Annotated in this window: 23 protein-coding genes; 11 read left to right on the forward strand and 12 right to left on the reverse strand. The window is 71.0% G+C overall.

Translation table 11 applies throughout. The annotated features are described in order from the left end of the window. Positions 1–5 precede the first annotated feature (5 nt). Positions 6–1,490: an OmpA family protein gene (locus BJ999_RS02910; RefSeq protein ID WP_179831822.1), complete on the forward strand. Its 1,485-nt coding sequence runs from the start codon at positions 6–8 to the stop codon at positions 1,488–1,490. 38 nt (positions 1,491–1,528) lie between these two features. Here BJ999_RS02910 and BJ999_RS02915 read toward each other — a convergent pair whose 3' ends face one another. The 4 genes from BJ999_RS02915 to BJ999_RS02930 form a co-directional block, all read right to left on the reverse strand. After that, complete coding sequence (locus tag BJ999_RS02915; RefSeq protein WP_179831823.1) at positions 1,529–2,935, reverse strand: dihydrolipoamide acetyltransferase family protein; 1,407 nt, start codon at positions 2,933–2,935, stop codon at positions 1,529–1,531. 5 nt (positions 2,936–2,940) lie between these two features. Then, positions 2,941–3,924, reverse strand: coding sequence for an alpha-ketoacid dehydrogenase subunit beta (locus BJ999_RS02920; RefSeq protein ID WP_179831824.1), 984 nt, complete (start codon positions 3,922–3,924; stop codon positions 2,941–2,943). Then, complete coding sequence (gene pdhA, locus BJ999_RS02925) at positions 3,921–5,051, reverse strand: pyruvate dehydrogenase (acetyl-transferring) E1 component subunit alpha (RefSeq protein ID WP_179831825.1); 1,131 nt, start codon at positions 5,049–5,051, stop codon at positions 3,921–3,923. Before pdhA ends, BJ999_RS02920 begins: the two co-directional genes overlap by 4 nt. Positions 5,052–5,298: 247 nt before the next feature. After that, positions 5,299–6,918, reverse strand: a complete 1,620-nt coding sequence (locus tag BJ999_RS02930; RefSeq protein WP_179831826.1) for a hypothetical protein — start codon at positions 6,916–6,918, stop codon at positions 5,299–5,301. 95 nt (positions 6,919–7,013) lie between these two features. Here BJ999_RS02930 and purS point away from each other — a divergent pair, with 95 nt between their 5' ends. The 4 genes from purS (at position 7,014) to purL (ending at position 11,817) form a co-directional block, all read left to right on the forward strand. Beyond that, positions 7,014–7,256 carry a phosphoribosylformylglycinamidine synthase subunit PurS gene (gene purS, locus BJ999_RS02935; protein WP_089315160.1) on the forward strand — a complete coding sequence of 81 codons (243 nt, stop codon included), beginning with the start codon at positions 7,014–7,016 and terminating at the stop codon, positions 7,254–7,256. A 225-nt stretch (positions 7,257–7,481) separates the two neighbouring features. Beyond that, positions 7,482–7,922: an ATP-binding protein gene (locus BJ999_RS02940; RefSeq protein ID WP_218935522.1), complete on the forward strand. Its 441-nt coding sequence runs from the start codon at positions 7,482–7,484 to the stop codon at positions 7,920–7,922. 101 nt (positions 7,923–8,023) lie between these two features. After that, positions 8,024–8,704 (forward strand): phosphoribosylformylglycinamidine synthase subunit PurQ, encoded by a 681-nt coding sequence (gene purQ, locus BJ999_RS02945; RefSeq protein ID WP_179831828.1) that lies wholly within the window; start codon positions 8,024–8,026, stop codon positions 8,702–8,704. 911 nt (positions 8,705–9,615) lie between these two features. Continuing rightward, the gene (gene purL / locus BJ999_RS02950) at positions 9,616–11,817 is read left to right on the forward strand and encodes a phosphoribosylformylglycinamidine synthase subunit PurL (protein ID WP_179838294.1); all 2,202 of its coding nucleotides are present in this window, start codon (positions 9,616–9,618) and stop codon (positions 11,815–11,817) included. A gap of 55 nt (positions 11,818–11,872) precedes the next feature. Here the strand turns inward: purL and BJ999_RS43390 are convergent, their stop codons facing one another. Continuing rightward, positions 11,873–12,052: a DUF1737 domain-containing protein gene (locus BJ999_RS43390; protein WP_179831829.1), complete on the reverse strand. Its 180-nt coding sequence runs from the start codon at positions 12,050–12,052 to the stop codon at positions 11,873–11,875. Positions 12,053–12,107: 55 nt separating this feature from the next. Further along, the gene (locus BJ999_RS02960) at positions 12,108–13,022 is read right to left on the reverse strand and encodes a LysR family transcriptional regulator (RefSeq protein WP_179831830.1); all 915 of its coding nucleotides are present in this window, start codon (positions 13,020–13,022) and stop codon (positions 12,108–12,110) included. A gap of 447 nt (positions 13,023–13,469) precedes the next feature. Between BJ999_RS02960 and BJ999_RS02965 the strand changes: the two genes are divergently transcribed. The 3 genes from BJ999_RS02965 (at position 13,470) to BJ999_RS02975 (ending at position 15,969) form a co-directional block, all read left to right on the forward strand. Next, a complete protein-coding gene (locus BJ999_RS02965; protein WP_179831831.1) occupies positions 13,470–13,760 on the forward strand; it encodes a UBP-type zinc finger domain-containing protein in 291 nt (96 codons plus the stop codon). A gap of 140 nt (positions 13,761–13,900) precedes the next feature. Next, positions 13,901–15,109: a PP2C family protein-serine/threonine phosphatase gene (locus tag BJ999_RS02970; RefSeq protein WP_229810195.1), complete on the forward strand. Its 1,209-nt coding sequence runs from the start codon at positions 13,901–13,903 to the stop codon at positions 15,107–15,109. 533 nt (positions 15,110–15,642) lie between these two features. Beyond that, complete coding sequence (locus tag BJ999_RS02975) at positions 15,643–15,969, forward strand: DUF6458 family protein (protein WP_179831833.1); 327 nt, start codon at positions 15,643–15,645, stop codon at positions 15,967–15,969. A gap of 235 nt (positions 15,970–16,204) precedes the next feature. Here the strand turns inward: BJ999_RS02975 and BJ999_RS02980 are convergent, their stop codons facing one another. The 3 genes from BJ999_RS02980 to BJ999_RS02990 all read right to left on the reverse strand — a co-directional run bounded on the left by BJ999_RS02980 (position 16,205) and on the right by BJ999_RS02990 (position 17,670). Further along, the gene (locus tag BJ999_RS02980; protein WP_179831834.1) at positions 16,205–16,603 is read right to left on the reverse strand and encodes an STAS domain-containing protein; all 399 of its coding nucleotides are present in this window, start codon (positions 16,601–16,603) and stop codon (positions 16,205–16,207) included. A 64-nt stretch (positions 16,604–16,667) separates the two neighbouring features. After that, on the reverse strand, positions 16,668–17,246 hold the full coding sequence (locus tag BJ999_RS02985) for a DUF5994 family protein (protein ID WP_179831835.1): 579 nt from the start codon (positions 17,244–17,246) through the stop codon (positions 16,668–16,670). 46 nt (positions 17,247–17,292) lie between these two features. Beyond that, on the reverse strand, positions 17,293–17,670 hold the full coding sequence (locus tag BJ999_RS02990; protein WP_218934913.1) for a DUF1049 domain-containing protein: 378 nt from the start codon (positions 17,668–17,670) through the stop codon (positions 17,293–17,295). A 385-nt stretch (positions 17,671–18,055) separates the two neighbouring features. Here BJ999_RS02990 and BJ999_RS02995 point away from each other — a divergent pair, with 385 nt between their 5' ends. Together BJ999_RS02995 and BJ999_RS03000 are read left to right on the forward strand one after the other, a co-directional pair. Continuing rightward, positions 18,056–18,712 (forward strand): hypothetical protein, encoded by a 657-nt coding sequence (locus tag BJ999_RS02995; protein ID WP_179831837.1) that lies wholly within the window; start codon positions 18,056–18,058, stop codon positions 18,710–18,712. Positions 18,713–18,720: 8 nt separating this feature from the next. Further along, entirely contained in the window at positions 18,721–19,080 is a 360-nt protein-coding gene (locus BJ999_RS03000) for a PRC-barrel domain-containing protein (RefSeq protein WP_218934914.1), read from the forward strand. Between the two features lie 165 nt (positions 19,081–19,245). Here BJ999_RS03000 and BJ999_RS03005 read toward each other — a convergent pair whose 3' ends face one another. From BJ999_RS03005 to BJ999_RS03015, 3 genes are all read right to left on the reverse strand, one after another. Continuing rightward, on the reverse strand, positions 19,246–20,214 hold the full coding sequence (locus tag BJ999_RS03005; protein WP_179831838.1) for a coiled-coil domain-containing protein: 969 nt from the start codon (positions 20,212–20,214) through the stop codon (positions 19,246–19,248). A 149-nt stretch (positions 20,215–20,363) separates the two neighbouring features. After that, on the reverse strand, positions 20,364–21,527 hold the full coding sequence (locus BJ999_RS03010; RefSeq protein ID WP_179831839.1) for a S8 family peptidase: 1,164 nt from the start codon (positions 21,525–21,527) through the stop codon (positions 20,364–20,366). A 136-nt stretch (positions 21,528–21,663) separates the two neighbouring features. After that, entirely contained in the window at positions 21,664–23,565 is a 1,902-nt protein-coding gene (locus tag BJ999_RS03015; protein ID WP_179831840.1) for a serine/threonine protein kinase, read from the reverse strand. 129 nt (positions 23,566–23,694) lie between these two features. On the opposite strand from BJ999_RS03015, the gene BJ999_RS03020 reads away from it, so the two are divergent. Continuing rightward, entirely contained in the window at positions 23,695–24,138 is a 444-nt protein-coding gene (locus tag BJ999_RS03020) for a sterol carrier family protein (protein WP_179831841.1), read from the forward strand. The last annotated feature ends 28 nt before the right edge of the window (positions 24,139–24,166 follow it).

Below are 24,166 nucleotides of genomic sequence, written 5' to 3' on the forward strand. Positions count from 1 at the left end.
GAACGATGCGTGCGCTGCCCCTCGCCGTCTCTGTTGCTGGACTGCTGGTCGTCGCCGGATGCGCCGATGCCGACCGGGCTGAGAAGGTCGCTCCGCCGACGGTCCGTGCGGGTGGGGCCCGTCCCACCGTGGAGCCTCCGGGAGCGTTCGCCAAGGAGGGGTGGTTCGGCGGTGCGGACGGGCTGCATGCGCGCGTGGACATCAGGGGCGTCGAGCGGCAGGCCGCCAAGTCGGTGCTGCGCTACAGCGTGACGTCGCTGGACTCGTCGGTGAAGTCGGTGCCGTTCGAGGTCGCGCTGCTGGACACGGCCGGGCGCCGGCTCTACAAGCCGACGGGCACCACCAGCGGCTCCGGCTTCGCGCCCGGCACGACCCGGGAGATGGCGGCCGACTACCCGCTGATTCCGGCGACCGTCCAGAAGGTCACCGCGATCACACCCGGGACGGGCGGAGAGTTCACCGGGATCCCGGTGGTCGCCGCGTCTGGCACGCCGTCCGCGACGGCGACGCCGTCCCTCTCGTCCGCGCCGCCTGGCGGGTCGGTCCCGTCGTCCCCCTCGGCGTCGTCTTCCCCTTCGGTCGGGGCCGAGCCGGAGGTCGGAGCCGAGCCGTTCATGGCGGGTGCCCCGTCCCCGATCACGACCTCCCCGTCGGGTTCGCCCTCGACGACCGTGCCGGGTGGAAACCCCGTCGACCTGTACGACATCGTCGAGGGGGAGAAGCGGACCGTCTCGTCCGGCGGATCGAGCGTTACGGTCAGCCTGCGCAGCGACGGCCTGTTCGAGAGCAATTCGGGCAAACTGTCGAGCCAGGGAAAGGCCGTCCTCGACGAGGTCGCTCAGCAGATCAAGGCGAAGGCGGCGGGTGCGCTGACGTTCGAGGGACATGCCGGCGACGCGAAACTGTCCGGGGAGCGGGCCCAGGCCGTCCTGAGCGAGGTGAAGACCAAGCTCGGCGCCGGATTCACCTACACGGCCAACGGCAAGCAGGACGGTGACGGTGTTGACATCACCTACCAGCTCAAGTCGACCGCGCCGGGCTCCGTCCAGCCGGCCTCCTTCCGGGCGCAGGACGGTCAGAAGGTCGCTTCACGCACGGCTCCCTTTGGCGCCGCCAAGAGGCGCCTTGAGGTCAAGCCCTTCTACCGGGACGGCGCCTACGTCGTCGCCGTGTTCGACATCGTGAACGAGGGCCCCGGGACCACGCCGCCGGACGCGTCCTATCCGAACCCGAGCTACCCGGGTGGCGTGTTCGGGGCGTTCTCGATCCAGGTGCCGGGCCAGAAGGACGTCTACCGCGCCGTTCGTGTCGGCCCTGCCACGCCAGGCCGTCCGACCAACTACGTCGACCCTGGAAGGGCAGTGTTCCGTACCGCGGTCAGCCAGCCCGTTCGAGGCTTCGTCTACCTTCCCGCCCCGCCCGGCGACGTCACGTCCGTGACCTTTGACGCCGGACCGTTCGGCAAGGTCGAGAAGGTTCCCGTCTCCTGAGCGTGGGGGCCGGCTCTGGGCCGGCCCCCACGGAACCGTCAGCGGCTCCAGGCGAGCATGCGGATCGGGTCTTCCAACATGTCCCCGACGTCGCGCAGGACGCGGGAGCCCAGCTCGCCGTCCACGATGCGGTGGTCGAACGAGAGCGCCAGGGTGGTCACCTTGCGGATCGCGAGCTCGCCCTCGTGGACCCACGGCATGTCCCGGATCTGGCCGAACGCCAGGATCGCGGCCTCGCCCGGGGTGAGGATCGGGGTCCCGGAGTCCACCCCGAACACGCCGACGTTCGTGATCGTGATCGTTCCGTCGGACAGGTCGGCGGGGGACGCCTTGCCCGCGCGGGCCTTCGCCGCCAGCTCGTTCAGGGCGCGAGCGAGGCCCGGCAGGTCGAGGTCGTGCGCGTCCTTGACCTTGGGGACGATGAGGCCGCGGTCGGTGGCCGCCGCGATCCCCAGGTTCACGTAGCGCTTGAGGACGATCTCCGCGCCGTCCGGGCCGTCCGCCCACGTGGAGTTCACCATCGGGTTGCGCGCCACCGCGGTGAGCAGCGCGCGCGCCACCAGCAGCAGCGGCGACACCTTCACGTCCGCGAACTCGGGCAGCTCACGGAGCCGCTTGACGGTCTCCATCGTCCGCGTCACGTCCACCTGGAGGAACTCGGTGACGTGCGGTGCGGTGAACGCCGACCCGGACATCGCCGCCGCGGTCGCCTTGCGGACGCCCTTGACGGGGATCCGCTCCTCGCGCGGGCCCGCCTGGACCGGCGCGGCGGGAGCCGTGTGAGCGTGCGACGGGGCCCCGGACTGCGCGGCGAGGACGTCCTCGCGCGTGATCGATCCCTGCGGACCCGACCCCGTGATGGACGCCAGGTCCACCCCGAGATCCCTGGCCATCTTGCGGACGGGCGGCTTGGCCAGCGGCAGTCCGTTCCCGGCAGGGCTCGGGCGGGCGGCCGGCGCCTGCGGGACGGGCGCGGGTGCGGGCACGGCCGGAGCCGCGGGCGCCGCGCCGTTGGCCGGCCTGCGGGGACGGCGCCTGGTCGTCCCCTCCTTCACGCCGTAGCCGACCAGGACGGGTGTGCGCTTCGGCGGCTCCTGCGGCGACACCATGCCCGGCTCGTTGACGGTCGGGACGCCCTCCTCGCGGAGCGCGGCCGCCTGCGCCGGGGGCTCGGACACCGGCGTCGCCACGCCGCCTTCGCCGCCGGCGTCCACCGCGATGATCGGGACCCCGACGTCCACGGTCTGCCCCTCGGTGACCATCAGTTCGGTCACCACGCCCTCGAACGGGCAGGGCAGCTCCACGATCGCCTTCGCCGTCTCGATCTCGACGATGGTCTGGTTCACCTCGACGGTGTCGCCGGGCTGGACGTGCCACTTGACGATCTCGGCCTCCGTCAGGCCCTCGCCCACATCCGGCAGTTTGAACAGTTTGGGCTGGCTCACCGGCGTCACCACGCGAAGGTCCGGTCGACCGCGTCCAGGATGCGGTCGAGGTCGGGCAGGTAATGGTCCTCGATGCGGGACGGCGGGTACGGGGTGGAGAACCCTCCGACGCGCAGCACCGGCGACTCCAGCCGGTAGAAGCACTTCTCGGTGATCCGGGCGGCCAGCTCGGCGCCGTACCCGTTGAAGACCGGGGCCTCGTGGACGACGACGCAGCGTCCCGTCCGGTTCACCGAGTCGGTCACCGTGCCGATGTCGAGCGGGTTCAGCGAGCGAAGGTCGATGACCTCCAGCTCCCGCCCCTCCTCGGCGGCGGCCCCGGCGGCCTCCAGGCACGTCTTCACCGCCGGCCCGTAGGCCAGCAGCGTCGCGTGCTCGCCCGGCCGCACGACCGCGGCCCGGTGCAGCGGTGTCCAGCCGGTCGCGTCCGAGTCGGTGTCGACCTCCGCCTTGTCCCAGTAGCGGCGCTTGGGCTCGAAGAAGATCACCGGGTCGGGCGAGGCGATCGACTGCTGGATCATCGAGTAGGCGTCCAGCGGGTTCGAGCACGCCACCACGCGCAGGCCGGCGGTGTGCGTGAAGTACGCCTCGGGCGACTCGGAGTGGTGCTCCACCGCGCCGATGCCGCCGCCGCACGGGATCCGGACGACGACCGGCAGCTCCAGCGCGCCGAGCGAGCGCATCCGCATCTTCGCCAGCTGCGTGATGATCTGGTCGGCGGCGGGGAACACGAACCCGTCGAACTGGATCTCCACCACGGGACGGTAGCCGCGCAGCGCCAGCCCGATCGCCGTCCCGACGATGCCGGACTCCGCCAGCGGGGTGTCGATGACCCGCTCCTCGCCGAAGTCCTTCTGGAGGCCGTCGGTGATGCGGAAGACGCCGCCGAGCTTGCCGACGTCCTCGCCCATCACCAGGACCTTCGGATCGTCCTCCATGGCCTTGCGCAGGCCCTCGTTGAGGGCCTTGCCGAGGGTCAGGGTGCTCACTTCGCCTCCTCCTCGAACGACGCCAGGTAGGCGGCGAACTGCTCCTGCTCCTCGGTCATCAGCTGGTGCTCGTCCCCGTACACGTGGTCGAACATCGACAGCGGCTCCGGGTCGGGCAGCGCCAGGCACGCCTCACGCAGCTCCCTGGTGATCTGCTTGGCCTCGTCCTCCACCTTCTGGAAGAACCCGGCGTCCGCCAGGTCGCCGCGCACCAGATACGCCTTGACGCGCTCGATCGGGTCCTTGAGCTTCCACGCCTCCTCCTCGGCCTTGAGCCGGTAGCGCGTGGGGTCGTCGGTCGTGGTGTGGGCGCCCATCCGGTACGTGTACGCCTCGACGAGAGTGGGGCCCTGACCCGTTCTGGCGTTCTCCAGGGCCTTCCTGGTGACGGCCAGGCAAGCGAACACGTCGTTGCCGTCCACCCGGATGCCCGGGAAGCCGAAACCCTGCGCACGCTTGTACAGCGGGATCCTGGACTGCCGCTCCAGGGGCTCGGAGATGGCCCACTGGTTGTTCTGGCAGAAGAACACGATCGGCGCGTTGAAGACCGAGGCGAACACGAAGGATTCGTTCACGTCGCCCTGGGACGTCGCCCCGTCCCCGAAGTAGGCGATCGTGGCGCCCGCCGACGGAGTGCCGAGCACGCCGTCCCGCTGGATGCCCATCGCGTACCCGGTCGCGTGCAGCGTCTGGCTGCCGATCACGACGGTGTACAGGTGGAAGCCGTGCTCCTTCGGGTCCCACCCGCCGTGGTTGATCCCACGGAACATGCCGAGCAGCTTCAGCGGCTCCACGTCCCGGCACCAGGCGACGCCGTGCTCGCGGTACGTCGGGAAGACCATGTCGTTGGCGGACGCCGCCCGCCCGGAGCCGATCTGCGCCGCCTCCTGCCCGAGCAGCGACGCCCAGAGGCCGAGCTCGCCCTGCCGGGTGAGCGCCACGGCCTCCTGGTCGATCCGCCGCACGATCACCAGGTCGCGGTAGAGGCTGCGCACGTCCTCGGCGCCGAGGTCCAGGGGGTAGTCCGGATGCTCGACCCGCTCGCCCTCGGGGGTGAGCAGCTGGACGAGTTCGGGCTCGGCGACCTTCGGGGTGTCGGGCGCGCCGCGCACGGAGTCGATCGTCATCGATGACACTCCTCGTTCGGGGCCGTCACGCGGGGTCGCCGCGTGGCCGGCCGATGCCAACGGCCCCGTCCCCGGTAAGGGACAAAAGCCGCAAGGCCATCGTGGCAGACATCACACCCTGCGATGCAAGCCCCCGTCACCGCGATGCGAGTCCCACCACCGGAGGTCCTACCCCCGGCCCTACCCCGCGACCCGGACGTGACGCACGTTACGTCCGCCGTTTCCCGGCGTCGGCCCCCGACCCCCGCTACTCCCGGGAGAGCGCGCGGGTGGCCCCGGCCGCGACCGTCAGGCCGAGGAGCAGGCCCGCGGCGACGATGAAGTTGGCGATCCACTGGTAGACGCCCTTGGGCGCGAACTCCATCTCCTGACCGAGGCTGCCGATCGGCAGGAGGAGGTCGAGCGTGTAGAAGAACGCGTTGAAATGCGGCTTGTGGCCTTCGTCCAGAACGTCGGGCCGGTGGATCGAGAAGACGATCGTCCCGAAGGCGAGCAGGCCGATCAGCCAGCTCGCGGCGCGGAACGGGCGGTAGCCGTAGCCGACCAGCCCGTCCTGGAACCAGCCGACGATCTTCCGGGGGACGCCCTGCGTCCTGCGCCGGTCCCGTGCCTTGGCGAGCAGGACGGAGCGGCCGTCGGCGTCCAGCCCGAGCGAGCGGTAGGTCTGCGCGAGCCGCTCGTAGGGCTGCGGGGCGTAGCCGTCGGTGTCGCGGCGCAGCCACGCCAGCCGCTCGCGGGCGGTGAGCGGGGGTTCGAGGGTCTCGTACTGGAGGCCGTCGAGCTGGAGGCGCTCCGGCCAGGAAGCGGCGTCGTCGCGCAGCAGGTTGATGCGCGCGTAGGACAGGTCCGCGGTCCCCTTGATCGGCTCGGCGGTGCGCATCAGCAGCTCCTCGGCCTGGAGGCGCTGCAGGCCGAGTGCCGTCCCCTCGTCGTGGAGCAGGCGGGCGTCGCGCAGGCTGAGCTGCCCGGTGACGCGGGCTCCGGAGAAGCTGACGGCGCCGACGGCGGTGAACCCGTCCGAGCAGTAGATGTCGGTCTCGACGGACAGGTCGTCGGCGTTCAGGGCGGTCCGCTTGGGGGCGGACAGGCGGGCGCCGACGAACGACAGGTAACCGCCGACGCGGGCGCCGCGCAGCCGGACCTCCCCCTCGGCGCTGAACCCGCCGTCGCAGAACACGTTCGCGGCCACGTCCAGGCGGCTGGCGTACAGGGCGGCGCCGGACGGGTTGTACAGCCGCGCGCCCCGGAAGATCAGCTGGCCGCCGACGCGGGCCCCCGGCAGCCGGACCTCGCCGTTGGCGGCGAACCCCTGGTCGCAGTAGACGTTCGCCTCGACCGAGAGGCGGTCGGCGAGCATCGCGTCCCCGCCCGGGTTGGACAGGTGCACGCCCGACATGTTGAGGATGCCGGTGATGTTCGCACCGTCCAGCCACAGGCCGCCGTTGATGCGGCTGCCCTCCAGCCACAGGTGGCCGTCCACCCGCGTGCCGGAGGCGATCAGGCCGGGCAGCCGGCAGCGCATCAGGTGGACGCTGTTCATGCTCGCCCAGTACAGGTGCGGCGCCTCGTCGAAGTCGCAGCCGGTGAGCGCGAGCGGGACGTGGACCTCGGCGTGCCCGAGGTTCAGCGAGCCGGTGATGCGGGCGCCGCCGAGCCGCACGGCGGCGACCTGGCCGGGCTCGGCCTCCACCGCGCCGACGAGCAGCGCGACGAGGACCTCCGCCCTGACCATCCGGTCACGTCCCCACCGGTCGGAGCGTGTGATGTCGTCCATCGCCTGGTCGCCGGACGACAGGTCGATGGATTCGCCCTTGGGGAACGCCTCCCACAGGCGGCGCTCCACGGGCGTGAGGTCCTCGATGTTCATCGGCAGGCTCCGGGGGTGCTGATGGCTCGTGATGGGCCATGGTGCCGTACGCTTCAGGATCGTAAGCAAAAGCGCAGATCAGTGAGGGGGCGACCGTGGCGCGTGTCGTCGTGGACGTCATGCTCAAGCCGGAGATCCTCGACCCGCAGGGGCAGGCGATCGCCCGCAAGCTGCCGCAGATGGGGTTCGACGGGGTCGTGGCCGTCCGGCAGGGCAAGCGGTTCGAGGTGGAGCTGGAGGGGGACGCCGACGAGGCGGCCCTGGAGAAGGTCGGCAAGATCGCCGAGACGCTGCTGGCGAACCCGGTCATCGAGAACTACGAGGTTCACGTTCTGTAACCGTCCGGGGGCGTGGCCGATACCGGCCCGCCGCCCGCACCGGCGGTAGAACGGCGCTCGGTTTCCGGCCGCGACATGGCCCGTTCCAAATGGCGGGACCGCGACTGTGGCGGTTACGGAAGATTCCTCCGGGGAAGTGTTAGCTGCGTTGAGTCGTCGAGCACGCTCCGGGACCGGGGGCACGGTCGGGACGCCCGGAGCATGACACGAGGTGTCCGGGTGGATATGCGGTTCTCGCTCGCGCTGCCGCGCGACGCGCTGAGCATCCCGGTGGTCCGGCGGGTGACGGGCGACGCCCTGCGAGGGCTCGGCGTCGCGGAGGACTGCGTCGACGACCTGCTGGTCGCGATCTCCGAGGCCTGCACGAACGTGATCGAGCACGCCCGCGCGAACGGCGACTACGAGGTGACCGGGCACGTGGACGACGGCACCTGCCTGTTCAAGATCGTGGACTGGGGCCGCGGGCTCCGGTCCGCCCCGCCGGAACCCGAGCCGCTGAGCGAGTCGGGGCGCGGGATCAGGCTCATGCGCGCGCTGGTGGACGACCTGGACATCGACTCCGCGCCCGACCGGGGTACCGTCGTTCACCTGCGAAAGCGGCTGACCTGGAGGGACGGGGCGCTGGTACGGCGCCTCGACAGCAACCTCATTCCCAACGCCGGGTAGATTGGGACCTGCGCGCGGGGGAATGCGACGCGCATCGGGGTTGATCGGCGGAGGAGATCCCGATCGTCTCGGCCGCACCTCATTTCGGAGGAACAGAACAGATGGACGCTGCCCGGGTTGGGATCATCACCTTCCCAGGTTCCCTTGACGACAAGGACGCCGCACGCGCGGTGCGGCTTGCCGGCGCGGAGCCGATCGCCCTCTGGCACGGCGACCGCGACCTGCGGGGGGTCGACGCCGTCGTCCTGCCCGGCGGGTTCTCCTACGGGGACTACCTGCGGGCCGGGGCGATCGCCCGGTTCGCGCCGCTGATGTCCGAGGTCGTGGCCGCCGCCGGCGACGGCCTGCCGGTCCTCGGCATCTGCAACGGGTTCCAGGTGCTGTGCGAGTCGCATCTGCTGCCCGGCGCGCTGCTCCCGAACGCGGGGCTGCACTTCGTCTGCCGCGACCAGCGGCTGCGCGTCGAGAACGGCGACACCGCCTGGACGTCCGAGTACCACGAGGGCCAGGAACTGGTGATCCCGGTGAAGAACCGGGACGGCCGCTACACCGCCGACCGGGAGACGCTGATCGAACTGGCCGACTCCGGCCGCATCGTCGCCCGCTACCTCGACCTGAACCCGAACGGCTCCCAGGACGACATCGCCGGGATCTGCAACGAGGCCGGCAACGTGGTCGGGCTCATGCCCCATCCCGAGCACGCCGTCGAGTCGCTGACCGGGCCGTCCACCGACGGCCTCGGCTTCTTCACCTCGATCGTCAAGAGACTGGTCAACGCATGAGTGAGCAACGGCCCCACGCTTCCGGAAGGGCTATGCGAGACGAGGACGAGCCCTCGATGGAGTGGCTCGGCGAGCTCAAGTCCGACGCGGACGACCCGGAGCTCCAGCCCATCAACCCTGCTGTGACGCAGGGCTTCAAGGCGATCCTCGAAGAGGACCAGCCCGGCTCCCAGGGCCCGGCCCCCGAACCGGCCCCCGGGCCCTTCACCGGGCCCATCCCGGTGCTGAACGACGCGGAGCCCGCCCCGGGCCCTGCGGCGTCCCAGGGGGTGTCCGACCAGGAGTTCGCGCGCGCCCTGGAAGAGGAGCGCTCTAGCGGCGACCCCACGTCCACCGTCGTGGACCCGTCGCTCACCGTGCCCGACCTGAGCCCCTTCGCCGCGCCGCCGCCGCCCACCCGCGGCACGGGCACCGGCCCGCAGCCCACGGTCGGTCACGGCACCGGCCCGCAGCCCGCCGTGGGCACCGGTACCGGCCCCCAGCCCGCCATCGGCCGCGGCACGGGCCCGCAGCCCGCCGTGCGCCCGGGCACCGGCCCGATGCCCGCCATCGGACGGGGCACGGGTCCCCAGCCCGCGGTCGGCCTCGGCACGGGGCCCCTGCCCGCCGTCCGCCCAGGGACGGGCCCGCTGCCCAGGGTCGGCCCGGGAACGGGTCCGCTGCCCGCGGTCGGTTCGGGCACCGGCCCCCAGCCCGCCGTCGGGCGCGGCACGGGCCCCCAGCCCGCCATCGGCTCCGGGACGGGCCCCCAGCCCGCCGTCGGACGGGGAACGGGGCCGCAGCCCGCCCTCGGGCGCGGCACCGGTCCGCAGCCCGCCATCGAGGCGTCCGCGCACTACGACCAGGGCACGGACACGGTCGCCGTCGCCGCCGCGTCCCCCGAGCGTCCGCAGCCGTGGGCCGAGCTGGGGATGAACGAGGAGGAGTACCAGCGCGTCCGCAGCATCCTCGGACGCCGGCCCACCTCGGCCGAGCTGGCGATCTACTCGGTCATGTGGAGCGAGCACTGCTCCTACAAGAGCTCCAAGGTGCACCTGCGCCAGTTCGGCGACAAGGCCCCGAAGACCGACAAGCTCCTCGTCGGCATGGGCGAGAACGCCGGGGTCGTCGACATCGGCCAGGGCTGGGCGGTCACCTTCAAGGTGGAGTCGCACAACCACCCGTCCTACGTCGAGCCGTACCAGGGCGCCGCGACCGGCGTCGGCGGGATCGTCCGCGACATCATGTCGATGGGGGCGCGTCCCATCGCCGTCATGGACTCGCTGCGCTTCGGCCCGGCCGACGCCGCCGACACCCAGCGCGTCCTGCCCGGCGTCGTCGCCGGCGTGGGCGGTTACGGCAACTCCCTCGGCCTGCCCAACATCGGCGGCGAGACGGTCTTCGACGCCTGCTACGAGCAGAACCCGCTCGTGAACGCGCTGTGCGTCGGCGTGATGAAGCACGAGGACATCAAGCGCGCGGTGGCCCCCGGCCCCGGCAACCAGGTGATCCTGTTCGGTGCCCTGACCGGCCCGGACGGCATCGGCGGCGCGTCCGTGCTCGCCTCGGCCACCTTCGACGAGGAGTCGCACCAGAAGCGGCCGTCGGTCCAGGTGGGCGACCCGTTCATGGAGAAGCTGCTCATCGAGTGCTGCCTGGAGCTGTTCCACGAGGACCTCGTGGTCGGCATCCAGGACCTCGGCGCCGCCGGGGTGTCGTGCGCGACGACGGAGCTGGCCGCGGCCGGCACCGGCGGCATGCACGTCGACCTCGACACCGTCCCGCTCCGCGACCAGACGCTCCGCCCTGAGGAGATCCTCATGAGCGAGTCGCAGGAGCGCATGATGGCGGTGGTCGAGCCCGCCAAGGTCGAGCGCTTCATGGAGATCTGCGCGCGCTGGGAGATCCCGGCCACCGTGATCGGGACGGTCACCGACACGCGCCGGCTGGTCATGACGTGGCGGGGCGAGACGATCGTCGACATCCCGCCGGTCACGGCGGCCGACGAGGGCCCCGTCTACCACCGTCCGCTGGCGCCCCCGCACGACCTCGGCGCCCTGCAGTCCGACACCCCGGGACGGCTCACCCGCCCGTCCAACGGCGACGAGCTGCGCCGGACCGTCCTCTGGCTGGCCGGGTCCCCGAACCTCGCCGGCAAGACGTGGGTGACCTCCCAGTACGACAGGTACGTCCTGGGCAACACCGTCATGGCGATGCCCGAGAACGCCGGCGTGGTCCGCATCGACGACGAGTCGGGCCTCGGCATCGCGCTGTCCCTGGACGGCAACGGCCGCTACGCCCGGCTCGACCCGTACGCGGGCGCGCAGCTCGCGCTGTCCGAGGCGTTCCGCAACGTCGCCGCGACCGGCGCACGGCCCCTGGCCGTCACCAACTGCCTGAACTTCGGCTCCCCGGAGGACCCGGGCGTCATGTGGCAGTTCGCGCAGGCGGTCGAGGGCCTGGCGGACGGCTGCCAGTACCTCGGCATTCCGGTGACGGGCGGCAACGTCAGCTTCTACAACCAGACGGGCACCACCCCGATCAACCCGACCCCGGTCATCGGCGTCCTCGGCGTCCACGACGACGTGCGCCGCAGGGTGAACATGTCGCTGACCACCGACGGCGCCACGATCGCCCTCCTCGGCGAGACCCGCGAGGAGTTCGGCGGCTCGGAATGGGCGCACGTCGTCTACGGCCACCTGGGCGGCCTGCCGCCGCTGGTCGACCTGAAGGCCGAGGCGGCACTGGCGTCGGTGATGGTCGCGGCCGTCCGCGACGGCCTGGTCAACGCCGTGCACGACCTCTCCGACGGCGGCCTGTCGCAGACGCTGGTGGAGTCGTGCCTGCGCGGCGGCCTCGGCGCCCGCATCACCCTGCACGGCGACCCGTTCGTCTCGCTGTTCAGCGAGTCGGTCGCCCGCGCAATGGTCGTCGTCCGCCCGGGCGCCGAGTCCCGCCTCGCGGCCCTGTGCGAGTCGGCGGGCGTCCCGGTCAGCCAGATCGGCGTGGCAGGCGGCGACAGCCTGCACGTGACGGGCCGCGGCCCCGAAGGCGACCAGCAGGAGCTGTTCAGCATCGGCCTCTCCGAGCTTCGCGAGGCCCACGAACGCATGCTCCCCACCTACGCCGACTGACTCAGGCAAAGCGAAGGGCGCCCCCATGCCGGGGGCGCCCTTCGCATGTCACCCGCTAGCCCGGCCGGCGAGTGAGCGCCTGAGCGACGATGACGCGATCCCCGTTGAACGTGACCGACGGGGATCCGTGCAGCTCATAGCCCAAGTCGAGCGCTTCACTGACCCGCCGGCAGAACGTCTCGTCATCAGGCCCGGTAAGAACCCGATACCGCGGAAGCTCCCGCTTTTCACCCATCCCCCGACCCTAGATCACAGCGGCCGATCGCCGGGAGCGGGCTGGGGCTCGGGGCTCAGTTGGTCGTTCGGTCCGCCGCGGGCAGCCAGCCGAGTCGTTCGGACATGTTCCGGGCGCAGGTGACGACGGCGCGCACTTGGTCGGAGTCGTCAGTGGCGCGCCACAGGATGGACCAGGGGTAGAAGGAGGCCGGTTCGCTGAGCGGCCGCCAGATGGTCCCCGGGAGCGCGGAGATGCAGGAGGAGGGTACGCAGTACAGGCAGCGGCCCTGTGCGACCAGGGTGGAGGCGGCGCGGATGCTGTCGACGGTGCCCTGGTACACCGTCGGGGTGAAGCCGGCGGCCCTGCACATCTCGACGGTGAACTGGTTGAACTCCGGGGCCTTCATCTCCTCGGCGAGCAGGAGCGGTTCACGGACGAGGGCCTCGGCCGGCACCGCGTCCAGGTCGGCGAACCGGTGCCCGCGGGGGACCAGGACTCCGAGACGGTCCCGGCGGAACATGTGCGAGGCGACGCCCTGCGGCGCCAGGGCGGCGCGGCCGATGCCCACGTCCAGGCGCCCGTCGAGGAGTTGCTGGTACTGCTCGGGGACACCGACCTCCACCTGGTGGATCACCAGGTCGGGGTAGAGCGCCTGGGCCTCGTGCAGGATCTGCGGCATCGAGTCGTAACTGGCGTCGATGATGCCCACCCGCAACGTCGGCAAGATGCCCTGCGAGGTACGGGCGACCTGGGCGGCGCGCTCCACGTGAGCGAGGATCTGCCGCGCCTCGACCAGGAACGCCGCTCCTGCGGGAGTCAGCGCGACATAGTGCGTGGTGCGGTCCAGCAGACGCACGCCCAGCTCCCGCTCCAGCCGCTGTACCTGCTGGCTCAGGGCCGACTGCACGATGTGCTCGCGGGCGGCGGCGCGACCGAAATTGAGTTCCTCGGAAACGGCCACGAAATAGCGGAGCTGGCGCAGTTCCACGTCCCCGCCTTCTGAGGCCGAACAGCGAGACCTTCTCAAGGAGACTACATCGCGGCGTGCGCCTGGAGAGTTCGCCGACCCGGCGCCGGACACCCCCTCATGCCGTGCGCGAACGAGCCGCGCCCCGCTGGAGCCGACCGCACGCTACGGGTAACGGCCTCTACCGGCGGTTATCGCCCCCACTGATCGCGCTTGCTCGGATCGCTCGTTACGGTCGGTTGAAAACTGAGGTCGACTGGTAGTGGGCGCTAAGGGCACGTAGTGGGCGCTAAGGGCACACCGATTCTCTCCAGGGACCACAAGCCTGATTCCTGCCTCGGCAGGTGCCACATCGCATGCACGCCGTCGGCGTCAGCACGTCCAGAACTCGAGTACTGATCCAATGGCAGCGCGCCGCGGTGCTCGGAAAGGGGGCTCTCGATGAACCACGAGATGAGAGTCCACATCATGACCTCGATTGCGCCCGCCAGCCCGAACGGCTCGGCACCCCACTGCGAGCACGCGGACCGGCTGACGCCCGTCGCTCCACGATCGCGCGGTTGCCCGGCGTGCGAGGCGCACGGAGGCGTGTGGACGGCTCTTCGCATCTGCCTGACCTGCGGCTGGGTGGCCTGTTCCGACGACTCGCCGCACCGGCACGCACAAGCGCACTACCAGGAGACCGACCATCCGGTCGCGGCCGCCATGGGGCCGGGATCCACCTGGCGATGGTGCTACGTCCACGAACGCAGGGTCTGAATCCAGCCAAGCGTCCGGTGGCCGACGACCCGCCGGGCCGAGTCGTTCGCAATCTGAATATTCTCGGACACATAGAGTCAACAGGTCGACATGGGGGAACACAACCGGCTGTGGGGGAACGGACCGGGCCCGAGGGCGCCTTGGATCGCAGCGAAGGCTTCGGCGAGCGGCTGCTGGGCCAGTTGCTGGACCGGGCGCACGAGATGCCGCCCCAGCTCATCGCACCGCTGGTGGCCGAGGAGATACGCGCGATCGGCGGCCGGGACGTCTCGATCCTCTTGCAGGACTACGCCCAGCTGGCGCTGGTGCCGCTGCGGGGCAGGGGTCTCACCCACGGTGAGCCCCTGCCGCTGGAGGGTTCCCCCGCCGGGCGCGCGTTCCTGACGGAGCGCATCGTCGAAGACCCGCAGACCGACGGTGTGCGCATGTTCCTGCCCCTGCTGGACGGCAGCGACGAGATCGGGGTGATGTCCCTGACCCTCGACGAGGTCGACGACGACGAACGCCGACTGCTCCGACGGCTCGCGGGGCTCGTCGCCGACATGCTGGTGACCAAGAACCGCTACACCGACCAGTTCTTCCGGACCCGGCGACGCGAGCCGATGAGCGTGCCCGCGGAGATCCAGTGGTCACTGCTGCCCCCGCTCACCATGATGACGCCGCAGGTCGCCATCGCCGGGATCCTGGAGCCCGCCTACGACGTCGCCGGCGACAGCCTCGACTACGCCCTCAACGACGACATCCTGCACCTGGCCATGATCGACGCGATGGGCCACGGCCTGAACGCCGCCGTACTGGCCACCGTCGCCGTGGGCGCCTACCGGCACGCCAGGCGCGCCGACGCCGGCCTCGCCGAGCTGTACGCGTTCATGGACACCGCCATCGACCAGCAGTTCGGCCCCGACCACTTCGTCACCGCGCAGATGATGCGCCTGCACATCGGGACGGGCCACCTGGAATGGGTCAACGCCGGCCACCCGGCGCCGATGCTGATCCGTGATCACAAAGTCATCGGAGTGCTGGAGGGTCCCGGGACGCTGCCCGTGGGCTTCGGCGGCTCGACACCCCGGATCAACAGTGAGCAGCTCCGCCGCGGCGACCGGGTCCTGGCCTATACCGACGGCCTCATCGAAGAGCACACGACCGGCGGGGAGCAGTTCGGCGAGGAACGCCTGATCGCCACCATCGAACGCGTCGGGCCCGCGAGTGCGACCGTGCAGCAGATGGTGCGGAAACTCTCCCACACGCTCATGCGGGAAAGAGGCGGGGTCACCAGCGACGATGCCAGCCTCTTCCTCATCGAGTGGCGCGGCGGCTCCGCCGACCACCTCACCAGACCACTGCTGTGACCGAAGAACCCGGCTGTCATCCGCACCCTGCTCGCCGCCGGGCTCACCACCGGATCATCCGCGAGCACACGCCCTGCTTCCCCAGCGACAGCGCCTAGGTCCGGACATGCGCTCTCGGCAACCTCGGAACCCGGTCGGCTTGTCCGGGTCGGGAAGCCATGGCCGAGTCGACGCCGGACCCCGGTGATCCATCCAGGGGACAGGCGGTCAACGACCTTGTGGGGACGCCCCGTCCGCTCCCAGTTCCTGTCTCCGACGTCGCCTGGTCCGTTGGCGGCGTCCGGCCGTCATCTCCTCGGGAGAAAGAATGTTCGGAAATCGACTGTTTCCCCCGATGGTGGGACGGGGTTGGATAAGAACGAACGGGCATGTCGGCCCGGTGGCCGTACTCTCTGCGGCGCATTGGGGCCGCTGCTTCGACCGGTCCGGAAGACCGATCCTGGCAGTCATCGAATTCATGGCTCGTCTAGGAGTTCGGTCATGAACCTCATCGCCTGGATCGATCACTCGAATTCCCTGAAGGGCGGCGTGTGATGCCGGTAGCCGGCGGCATCGCGCTGCTGACCATCGGTGCGATCCTCACATTCGCCATCACCGGATCCATACGCGGTATCGATCTGCCCACGGTGGGCACCATCTTGATGGCCGCCGGAGTAGCCGTGCTGCTGCTCCCGCTGGTCGTGGGCGGCATGTCACCCCCGAAGCCATGGTCCGCCCGTAGCCGCCGAGACGCCATCGACGACGAAGCGGACGGCGGGCCGCAGAACCCCCTCGCGCCGTCGCGCCGCGACGACCCGCCCGACGCTGACGTTCTCACCCGCGACGGCCGCACCCGGCGGCTGCGACGGAGCCGACGCTAGCCGCCTTCGCGGCGCCGGTCCCCCGGGCTCGGTGACCGTGCCGGACGACAGGAGGTATGTCCGATGACCATGAGAGATGAATATCTGCGGCTGATGATGGGGCTCGTCGGCGGCATGGCCATCGCGGTGGCCGTGATCTGCCTGGTCATCACAGGGGTCGCCTTCGTCGTCTCCTGACGCGGCCGAGATCGAGGAACCACAGTGCGAGACGGCTGGACACCGGGCGTCATCGCGGTCAGGCGGCGAGTCCGGCCCGGAGTTCCTGGGTGGGCTGGACGGTAAGTGCGTGCTCGAGCCCAGTGGAGCGCAGCAGCGCGGCGACCTGCGGGCCGGGGGCGGTCAGGCGCACGATGACGCCGAATCCGGCGGCGCGGCGTTGGGCACCGATCAGCACGGCCAGCCCGGCGGCGTCGGCGGACGCCACCTCGCTCAGGTCGAGGATCAGCAGTCGGCCGCTGTGCCGCAACACTCCGATCAGGTGTTCGCGCAGCGCCGGAGCGGCGGCGCGGTCCAAGGCGCCCGTCAACGCGACGATGGTGTGCCCAGGACGCCGGCGGGTGGGCATGCTCACCTCGTCTGGGGCCCGGACCAGGCCCCCGGCGGCCTGTGCGGGGGCGGGAGTGACAGCGGTCATGACGATCTCCGATCGTGGAAGGGCCCTGGCGCTCGGCCCGGTCCGATGACGGGCGGGGGCCGGATCAGTGCGCCGCGAGGTCTTCTCGCAAGCGCCCGCCCTCGGACTCCCAGGCGCTCTCCGACTCGTCGCGGATGCCGGCCCGGTTCGTCCGGCCGGATGGTGGGGTGAGGGGGGCCAGCAGGTCGGGGGTGTGAAGGTGGTTGGCGGGGTGCGACGCCAGTTCCATCGCGGCCTCGGCCTCGGCCCGAGACGTGGAGGCCGGGACGGTGAGCAGATCGACGCGCCGGCCGTCCGCGTGGATCGCCGTGAGCAGCCCGGGTGGAAGGGAGTCGAACCAGCTGAGCCGCACCACCCGCGCGTCGTCCGGGCCGTCGATGCGCAGCCGGCGTGGACGGTCGTCCCAGTCGTCCACCCGGAGCAGGACATGGGTGATGGGCCTGTGGTCGTCGATGGGGCCGTGGTCCTGCAGGGCCAGGATCAGCCCTGGCAACTCCGCGACCGGGTCGGTCGACCGGGGCCACCAGGCACCGTCCAGCACAGTTCGCGCCGAGCCGGGAGGGGCCACGGGACGCAGCCGCAGCCGTGGAGTCGAAGGTGGCGACAGGCTGATCGTTGTGCGGCGTTCGGTGGTGGTCCACATGGTGGGCGCCTTCCGTTGGAGTTCGGGTGATGCGGCGGGCCGCTTCTCATCGGAGGCGCTTGCGGGTCAGCGGGCGCAGTTGGGTGAGACGGGCGGTGCCCAGGATCAGCGCGACCGCGGTCCCGGCGGCCATCGCCGCCATGAGCACCACCGCCAGCGGCAGGACGCCGCTCGTACCGGCGAATGAGACCCGCACATCGCCGGTGTTGCTCACCACGAACACCATGAAGACGATGAAGATGACCGCGACGGCCCACAGACCGGACCACACCACTCCGGTGCGGGTCGCCGTCACCCGCGGCGCGAGCCGGGGCTCGCGCGGCTCGGGGAATCCAGGGCGAGGCGGGGTCGACTCGGGCGCCGGACCGGTTCGGCTGGTGCGACCAGTTCGTTCGCTGACCCGCGGACTGTGCGAGATCGGCATGACTCCCCTCTCGGGGTGAGCCGGTACGGCGGATCAACCTCAGAACGGGGATGTCGTCTTGCCGGATAATTTAAGTCTACCCGCATATTCGGCAATATCCGTAAAATCCAGAAATGATTTCTGAAGGGATATACTGGAAAAAACGTGCTGTTCCTGTCGGGCGACGGTCATCAGCAAAAGTGATGGCATGTGCGTCGATCGCCTGTGTCCATAATCGGGGCGCAGGAGTTGACTGAGATTGGCCGGTCACCGCGGGGGCTGCGCCGGTCTGCTCCAGGGTCGTCCCGCTCCTCCCCGAGCAGGGCGGCCCTGGACTCCTTCCCCTGTTGCGGATCTGGAGACGTCACGATCCCTGATCGACGCGAGTGAACCGGAGATGAGCCCCATGACCGCCACAGACCGCGCCGCCATCATCCGGAGCCCGACGATCCGCAACGCTCCCACGGACCCGGGCCTGGCCGGCCACGCCCCGCAGCGCATTCCCCCGCACAACGACGCCGTCCTCCATTCGCAGGCGGTCGCTTTCGTCGACCTGCCCGTTCCGGCGCCCCAGAGTGTCCAGCAGGCACGGGCCTATCTGACCGCCCGGCACGCGACCGGCGTGGACGAATTCCTCTGGGAGGCCAGCAAGCGGCCGTTGCCCGACCGCGAGGCGATCGATGCGGTCATCACCGCCGGTGACCAGGCTCTGCAGGGCAACGGCGACAGCCCCGAGCCGGTGGATGTGGCCGCGGCACTGGTGGTGCTGAGCACCGCCCGCCTGGTCATGGACCAGACCGAAGCTCGCCTGCTGAACACCGCGCAAGCCTCGGGCATGGGCTTCGAACAGATCGCCGCCGTCCTCGACCTCAGCGTCGAGGAAGCCGAGGAACGCTACCGGCGACTCAAACCCCGCTTGGACGAACCCGCCGCCATATCGCCCCGTGCCGCGCGGCCACGAGGCACGGGCACCCGCCGGCAACGCGGACCGGCAAGGGACCTGCCGACCTGGGACGGGTTGGACGACGAAGACTGGGGCCCCCGATCCCATGGGGCCCAGTGAAAGGAGCCATGATGATCCAATTGGCCGAGATCCGGGAATGGCGCACGCATCCCGTCATCGACCCCGGCGGACGCAAGATCGGCACGCTGGAGTCGGTCTACGTCGACACCAGCACCGACGAACCCGCCATGGCCACCGTGCGGATCGGCCTGCCCACCCGCCACCGGCTGACCTTCGTCCCGCTGGACGGCGCGACCGCCGGGCCCGGCTACGTGCGGGTCGCCCACGACAGGTCGCTGGTCAAGCACTGCCCGGCGATCGGCACCGATGACGTCCTGCCCGCCGAGGACGAGGAAGCCGTCTTCCGGCACTACGGCCTGGAGTACCGACCCGGCGCGGGCGGCGAACGCCAACTCGCCCGCCGCTGACCGCTGCGCACCCGACCGAACGGGCACACGCAATGGCACTGCCGTCGGTCATGGCGTTGACCTGCGCCCAAGGCGCACGCGTCTACCAGCGGAGCCTTGCAGAGCCGGGGTACGTCCAGCCGGTCGTCAACGGTTCAGTCGCGGCGTTGGCCGGGCTGGATGCGGCTAGAAGACCGAGATGTGGACGTGGTCGTAGTGGTTGGCGGTCACGCCGCCTCGGTTCTCCATGGAGCGCCAGCCGGGGCTGCGGAGGTCGTAGATGCGTTGGCGCCAGATGATGTACTTGATGCCGAGGGCGCTGGCGTGGGCTATGGCGTAGTCGGCGGTGCGGTCGCCCAGGGACTTGGCGCTGCCGGAGGCCATGACGCCGCCCGTGGTCACCATGAAGTCGCAGGCGTGGCCTGAGCCGTGGTCCTGGGGGTCGCCGGTGAGCCGGACGCAGCCGATCGTGGGGAAGGGGCCCATCTCCAGGTCGAGGGTGTTCTTCACCTTGAGCATGCGCGGGGTGACGCCGCCCATGCCGACGCTCGGGGACTCGGGCTTGTACTTCTTGACCAGGGACTGGATCTGCGACTTGCGCCGTCTCAGGTCCTTGATCTCCTTGGTCAGCTCCGTCATCTTCTGCTGGGCCTGCTTGCGGGCCGTCAGCTGGTCGTTGACGAGTTTCTGGATCTGGGCGACCTTGCCGGCCTTGTTCTGGGCGAGGTGGCTGACCAGGGTGGCGTTGCTGAGCAGGTCGGAGGGGTCCGCGTCGGCCAGGAAGGTGACGGTGGGGTCCTCGCCGTTCGTCATGTACTGGGACGCGGCGAGCTGGGCGACGACGCCGCGGGCCTCCTGGAGGTCGCGCTGGAGGTCGTTGGACTTGTCCAGCGCCTTCTTCGCGGCGAACTCGGCGTCCTTCAGCTTGGCGAGGTCGCCGCCGTACTCCTTGTCGAGCTGCTCGATCTGACGGTTCAGCTTCGCGAACTTGCCGCTGTCGCCCGGGTCGAGGGGCAGGGACGCCGGCGCGGCCGCGGACGGAGTGGCGGCGGCGACCATGGGCACCGCGGCGGCGAGGGCCACGAGAGCCGCGGCGGCGTGTCGCCGGCGAGGGCGGCGGTCAGCGTGCCGACGGGTGGAGGCGGGGGTCTCCACATGATCTCCTCTCGTCATGGCCGAAGGTCAAGGAACGTTAAAGAGCCGTCTGCCTCGCCAAGGGTAGACCCCTGCGGTGAGGGGGCGAGGCGAAGGCGCGAGATGCCCGGCTCCCTTGCTGGGAGCCGGGCCATCCTACGTGACGGGACTCACAGCTTGCCCTTCCACAGGAGCCTGTTGGGCTGCGAACGCAGTCCCTTGAGGGTGTGGGTGGAGTTGTCGTTCAGCACCTTCTGCACCGTCGGGAAGGTGGCCTTCGGGTGGGTCGACAGGTAGAGGGCGGCGACACCGCTGACATAGGGGGCGGCCATGGACGTTCCGCTGAGCGCCTTGTGGCCGCCGCCGGGCCAGGTCGAGTAGATGCCGTAGCCGGGGGCGTTGATGTCGACGCACTTGCCCCAGTTGGAGAACGAGGCGCGCGTGTCGCTCTTGGTGGTCGCGCCGACCGCCATGACCCAGCCGGCACCGGCCGGCGAGACCTTGCAGGCGTCGGCGTTCGAGTTGCCGGCGGAGACGGAGGTGAACACCCCGGACTTGGACAGGTTCATCACGGCGGTGTTCACCGCCGTGGACTTGGGGCCGCCGAGGGACATGTTCGCCACGGCCGGCTTGGCGGCGTGGGTGCGCAGCCAGTTGGCGGCGTCGACGATGTCCGACATCGAGCCCTCGCCGTTGCAGTCGAGGACGCGCAGGGCCCGCAGCTTCACGGACTTGGCGGCGCCGTAGGTCTTGGAGCCGATGATGCCCGCGACGTGGGTGCCGTGGCCGTTGCAGTCACGTCCGTCGCCGTTGAACCTGCTCGCCGCCCAGGCGATCGAGGCGCGGCCGCCGAACTCCTTGTGCTTGACGTCCAGGCCGGTGTCGATGATGTAGGCGTTCACGCCCGCGCCGGACGACTTGTAGGTGTAGGTCTTGGACAGCTTCGCCGACCGCTGGTCGATGCGGTCGAGTCCCCAGGGCAGCGGTGCGCGCTGGGTCGTGGTGGCCCTGACGATCTGGTCCTGCTCGATCGCGGCGACGCGGTGGTCGCGGCGCAGCTTGTTCAGCTGGTCGTCGCTCAGCCGCGCGGCGAAGCCGTTCAGGACGCCGTCGAAGCGCCGGACGCCCGTCGCCTTGACGTTCTTGGCGGCGGCGTCGGTGGACGCGCCGGACTTCAGCGTGACGATGTACCGGCCGGGCACCGGGGTGCCCTCCGCCGCCGTCACCTTCACCAGGGACGACGCGTCGTCGGCGAGCACCGGGAACGCCGCGGCGGCGCCGAGGCACGCCGCGACCGAGCCGACGAGCAGCAGCCTTCGGTGGACAGCCCGCAAGGCTCCTCCTTCTGCCGGGGAGCGCGCGGAGGCGTCCCGCTCATGATCGATGGTTTCGATCGAGGGAAAACCTTAGCGGAACTGTCCTGATATGAGGCGACAAAGTGGACGCATTGCCGGAGTTGGCAGAAGCGGGTCAGGTCCGGCTGAGCCGTCCTCCGTAGCCGAGGCTCGTCCCCGGCCTCGTCCAGGTGTACTGGAGCGTCCCGTCCGGCTGCCGGGTGACCTGCACGACCCCGGACGTGCACGGCTTGCCGATCTCCAGGTTCATCTTCAGCGCGCTCTCGGTGCCCCGGGCGAGCCGGAGGGTGCCGTTGCAGTTCTCCCGCGGGTACAGGGCGCGCCCGGTCGTCCCGCCGGTCTGGAACGTGATCTCCACCGGGAAGGACGCGTTGCGGCCCGTGTTGACCACCGTCCCCTTCCACGTCCCCGCGAACGAGGCCGGGATCGTGGTCACCGGGCGGTTGTCGGAGGTGTTGGTGCTGTCGGGCGGCGACCCGTCGTCGTCCGCCTTCAACTGGGGCCACAGGACCAGGGCGATGATGGCGATGCCGACGCTGACGCCGATGGCCAGCGACAGCGCCAGGCCGAGGACGTGGTTGCCGGGGCGCCGCATCTTCGCGAGGGCCGCGAAGGGCGAGGGGCGGTTCGGGGAGCGGTGCCCGCCGCCCTCGCGCCCCTGTCCCAGCCCTGGGATGAGCGGGTTCGGCGCGGTGGGGTCCGGCGGGGGCGTCATGTCGACGGCGTCGAACGTGGCCGTCCGGTCGGTCCCGACGGCGTCGAACCTCGCCGTCTGCTCGGCCTGGTCGCGCCCGCCCGCGTGGGCGTGCTGCTCGGGCCGGTTCAGGCCGACCGCGTTGAAGGTCGTGGTCGCCTCGAACGCGGCGGGGTCGAGGTCGGCGGCGGACGGTTCGGGCTGCGGGCCGGGCTCCGGACGCGCCCGGCGGGAGCGCGAGAGCTTCCCGAGCAGCGGCACCGAAGGCGACGCGGAGTCCGCGGCCGGCCCCGGAAGCGGGCCCGAAGGCGGTCCCGGAAGCGGTCCGGGGGGCGTGGCGGGGCCCGGCGTGAACCCGGCCGGGGGAGCGGCTCCCATGGGGCTTCCCGGGGCATCCATGGGGGGACGCGGAGGCGGCGTGACCCGAGGCAGGGTGTGGCGGACCATCACGCCGGTCGCGAGGGCGCGGCCCTCCTCGACCATCGAGGCCGGCAGGCGTTCGGTGAGCGCGCTGCCCCTGCCGAGCAGCCGTTCGAGGATCGTCCTGGCCATCGGACGCTCGGCCGGGTCCTTGGCCAGGGCGGCCGTCACCACCTCGCGCAGGGAGTCGGGCAGCTCCGACAGGTCGGCCTCGTCGTAGACGATCCGCTGCATCACCTCGGACGGCGAGCCCTCGCCGAACGGCGGCTTGCCCGCGGCGGCGAACAGGACGGTCGACGCCCACGCGAACACGTCGGCGGCCGGGCCGATGCCCATGCCGCTCAACTGCTCGGGGGACTTGTAGCCGGGGTCCTCGGTCATGTGCCCGCGGAACGCCACGTTCACGGCCTCCATGGCGTGGGCGATGGCGAAGTCGCTCATCCGGGGGCCGTCCCGGCCGAGAAGAACGTTCCCGGGCTTCAGATCGTGGTGGACGGCGCCCGCGCGATGGACGGCGGCCAAGGCGATCGCCATGCCGATCGCCACGCGCTCCACGACGACGGCGCCGCGCACGCCCTCCTCGTCCACGAGCTGCTGGAGGGAGGGCCCGTCGACCCACTCGCTCACCACGTAGGGGCGGTCGCCCTCCACGTCGGCGTGCAGGATCGCCGCCGTGCAGAAGCCGGAGACCTTCCGGGCCGGGGCGAACGCGTCGGCGAACCGCGACCGGGCGACCGGTTCGCCGCTCAACCGCACGTGCAGGACCTTCACGGCGACGGGGCGCCCGGACGGGTCCCCGCCGAGGAAGACGGCGCCCTGCTCGCCCACGCCGAGCCGTCCCGTGATCTCGAACGAGCCGAGCCGTCTCGGGTCGCCCGGCTGCAGGGGCAGCGCCTCGGGCATCTGACGAACCTCCGTCTCCTCCGGGGACGGCGTCCCCGGCCTTCCCGTTCCCTGCACCCCCATGCCTGGCACCGGGGTCCTTTCTACCGCCTGCGCGGTACCGGGGCCGACCCGGTAGCGTCGTCGGCGATGCCGCGAACACCGCTTTCCCCCACCGTCCTGAACGAGCAGCGCGCCGCGCTCGGGCTGGCGCCCTACACCGGCGCGGACGAGCCCGCCGCGCTGCGCCGCGCGGCCTTGGACACGGTCCTCGCCGGCATCGAGGCGGGAGGCGCCGAAGCGAGCCGTCCGGTGGTCAGGGGAGCGGTGCGGTACCTGCTCGACCGGCTGGCCGAGCTTGCCCCCGGCCGTTCGGTGGAGGTCCGGGTCCCTCCGCACGCCGCCGTTCAGTGCATCGACGGCCCGCACCATACCCGGGGTACGCCACCGAATGTGGTGGAGATGGACGCCGCCACGTGGATCGCGCTGGCCACCGGCCGCCTCACCTGGGAAGACGCCGCGGCGAACGGACGGGTACGGGCGAGCGGCCCGCGCGCCGACCTGACGGCCCACCTCCCGCTGCCCCTCGACTGAGGGTTCCCCTCGACGGGACGGGCTCGAC

Origin of the sequence: Actinomadura citrea, assembly GCF_013409045.1 — a bacterium.
Lineage (GTDB): Bacteria > Actinomycetota > Actinomycetes > Streptosporangiales > Streptosporangiaceae > Spirillospora > Spirillospora citrea.

Bases quoted from the DNA above. Each gene is read 5' to 3' on its own strand.
- BJ999_RS02910 (WP_179831822.1), top strand. From the start codon at position 6: ATGCGTGCGCTGCCCCTCGCCGTCTCTGTTGCTGGACTGCTGGTCGTC.
- pdhA (WP_179831825.1), bottom strand. From the start codon at position 5,051: ATGACGATCGACTCCGTGCGCGGCGCGCCCGACACCCCGAAGGTCGCC.
- BJ999_RS02930 (WP_179831826.1), bottom strand. From the start codon at position 6,918: ATGAACATCGAGGACCTCACGCCCGTGGAGCGCCGCCTGTGGGAGGCG.
- BJ999_RS02940 (WP_218935522.1), top strand. From the start codon at position 7,482: ATGCGGTTCTCGCTCGCGCTGCCGCGCGACGCGCTGAGCATCCCGGTG.
- purQ (WP_179831828.1), top strand. From the start codon at position 8,024: ATGGACGCTGCCCGGGTTGGGATCATCACCTTCCCAGGTTCCCTTGAC.
- purL (WP_179838294.1), top strand. From the start codon at position 9,616: ATGAACGAGGAGGAGTACCAGCGCGTCCGCAGCATCCTCGGACGCCGG.
- BJ999_RS43390 (WP_179831829.1), bottom strand. From the start codon at position 12,052: ATGGGTGAAAAGCGGGAGCTTCCGCGGTATCGGGTTCTTACCGGGCCT.
- BJ999_RS02965 (WP_179831831.1), top strand. From the start codon at position 13,470: ATGACCTCGATTGCGCCCGCCAGCCCGAACGGCTCGGCACCCCACTGC.
- BJ999_RS02975 (WP_179831833.1), top strand. From the start codon at position 15,643: ATGCCGGTAGCCGGCGGCATCGCGCTGCTGACCATCGGTGCGATCCTC.
- BJ999_RS02980 (WP_179831834.1), bottom strand. From the start codon at position 16,603: ATGACCGCTGTCACTCCCGCCCCCGCACAGGCCGCCGGGGGCCTGGTC.
- BJ999_RS02985 (WP_179831835.1), bottom strand. From the start codon at position 17,246: ATGTGGACCACCACCGAACGCCGCACAACGATCAGCCTGTCGCCACCT.
- BJ999_RS02990 (WP_218934913.1), bottom strand. From the start codon at position 17,670: ATGCCGATCTCGCACAGTCCGCGGGTCAGCGAACGAACTGGTCGCACC.
- BJ999_RS02995 (WP_179831837.1), top strand. From the start codon at position 18,056: ATGACCGCCACAGACCGCGCCGCCATCATCCGGAGCCCGACGATCCGC.
- BJ999_RS03000 (WP_218934914.1), top strand. From the start codon at position 18,721: ATGATGATCCAATTGGCCGAGATCCGGGAATGGCGCACGCATCCCGTC.
- BJ999_RS03015 (WP_179831840.1), bottom strand. From the start codon at position 23,565: ATGCCCGAGGCGCTGCCCCTGCAGCCGGGCGACCCGAGACGGCTCGGC.
- BJ999_RS03020 (WP_179831841.1), top strand. From the start codon at position 23,695: ATGCCGCGAACACCGCTTTCCCCCACCGTCCTGAACGAGCAGCGCGCC.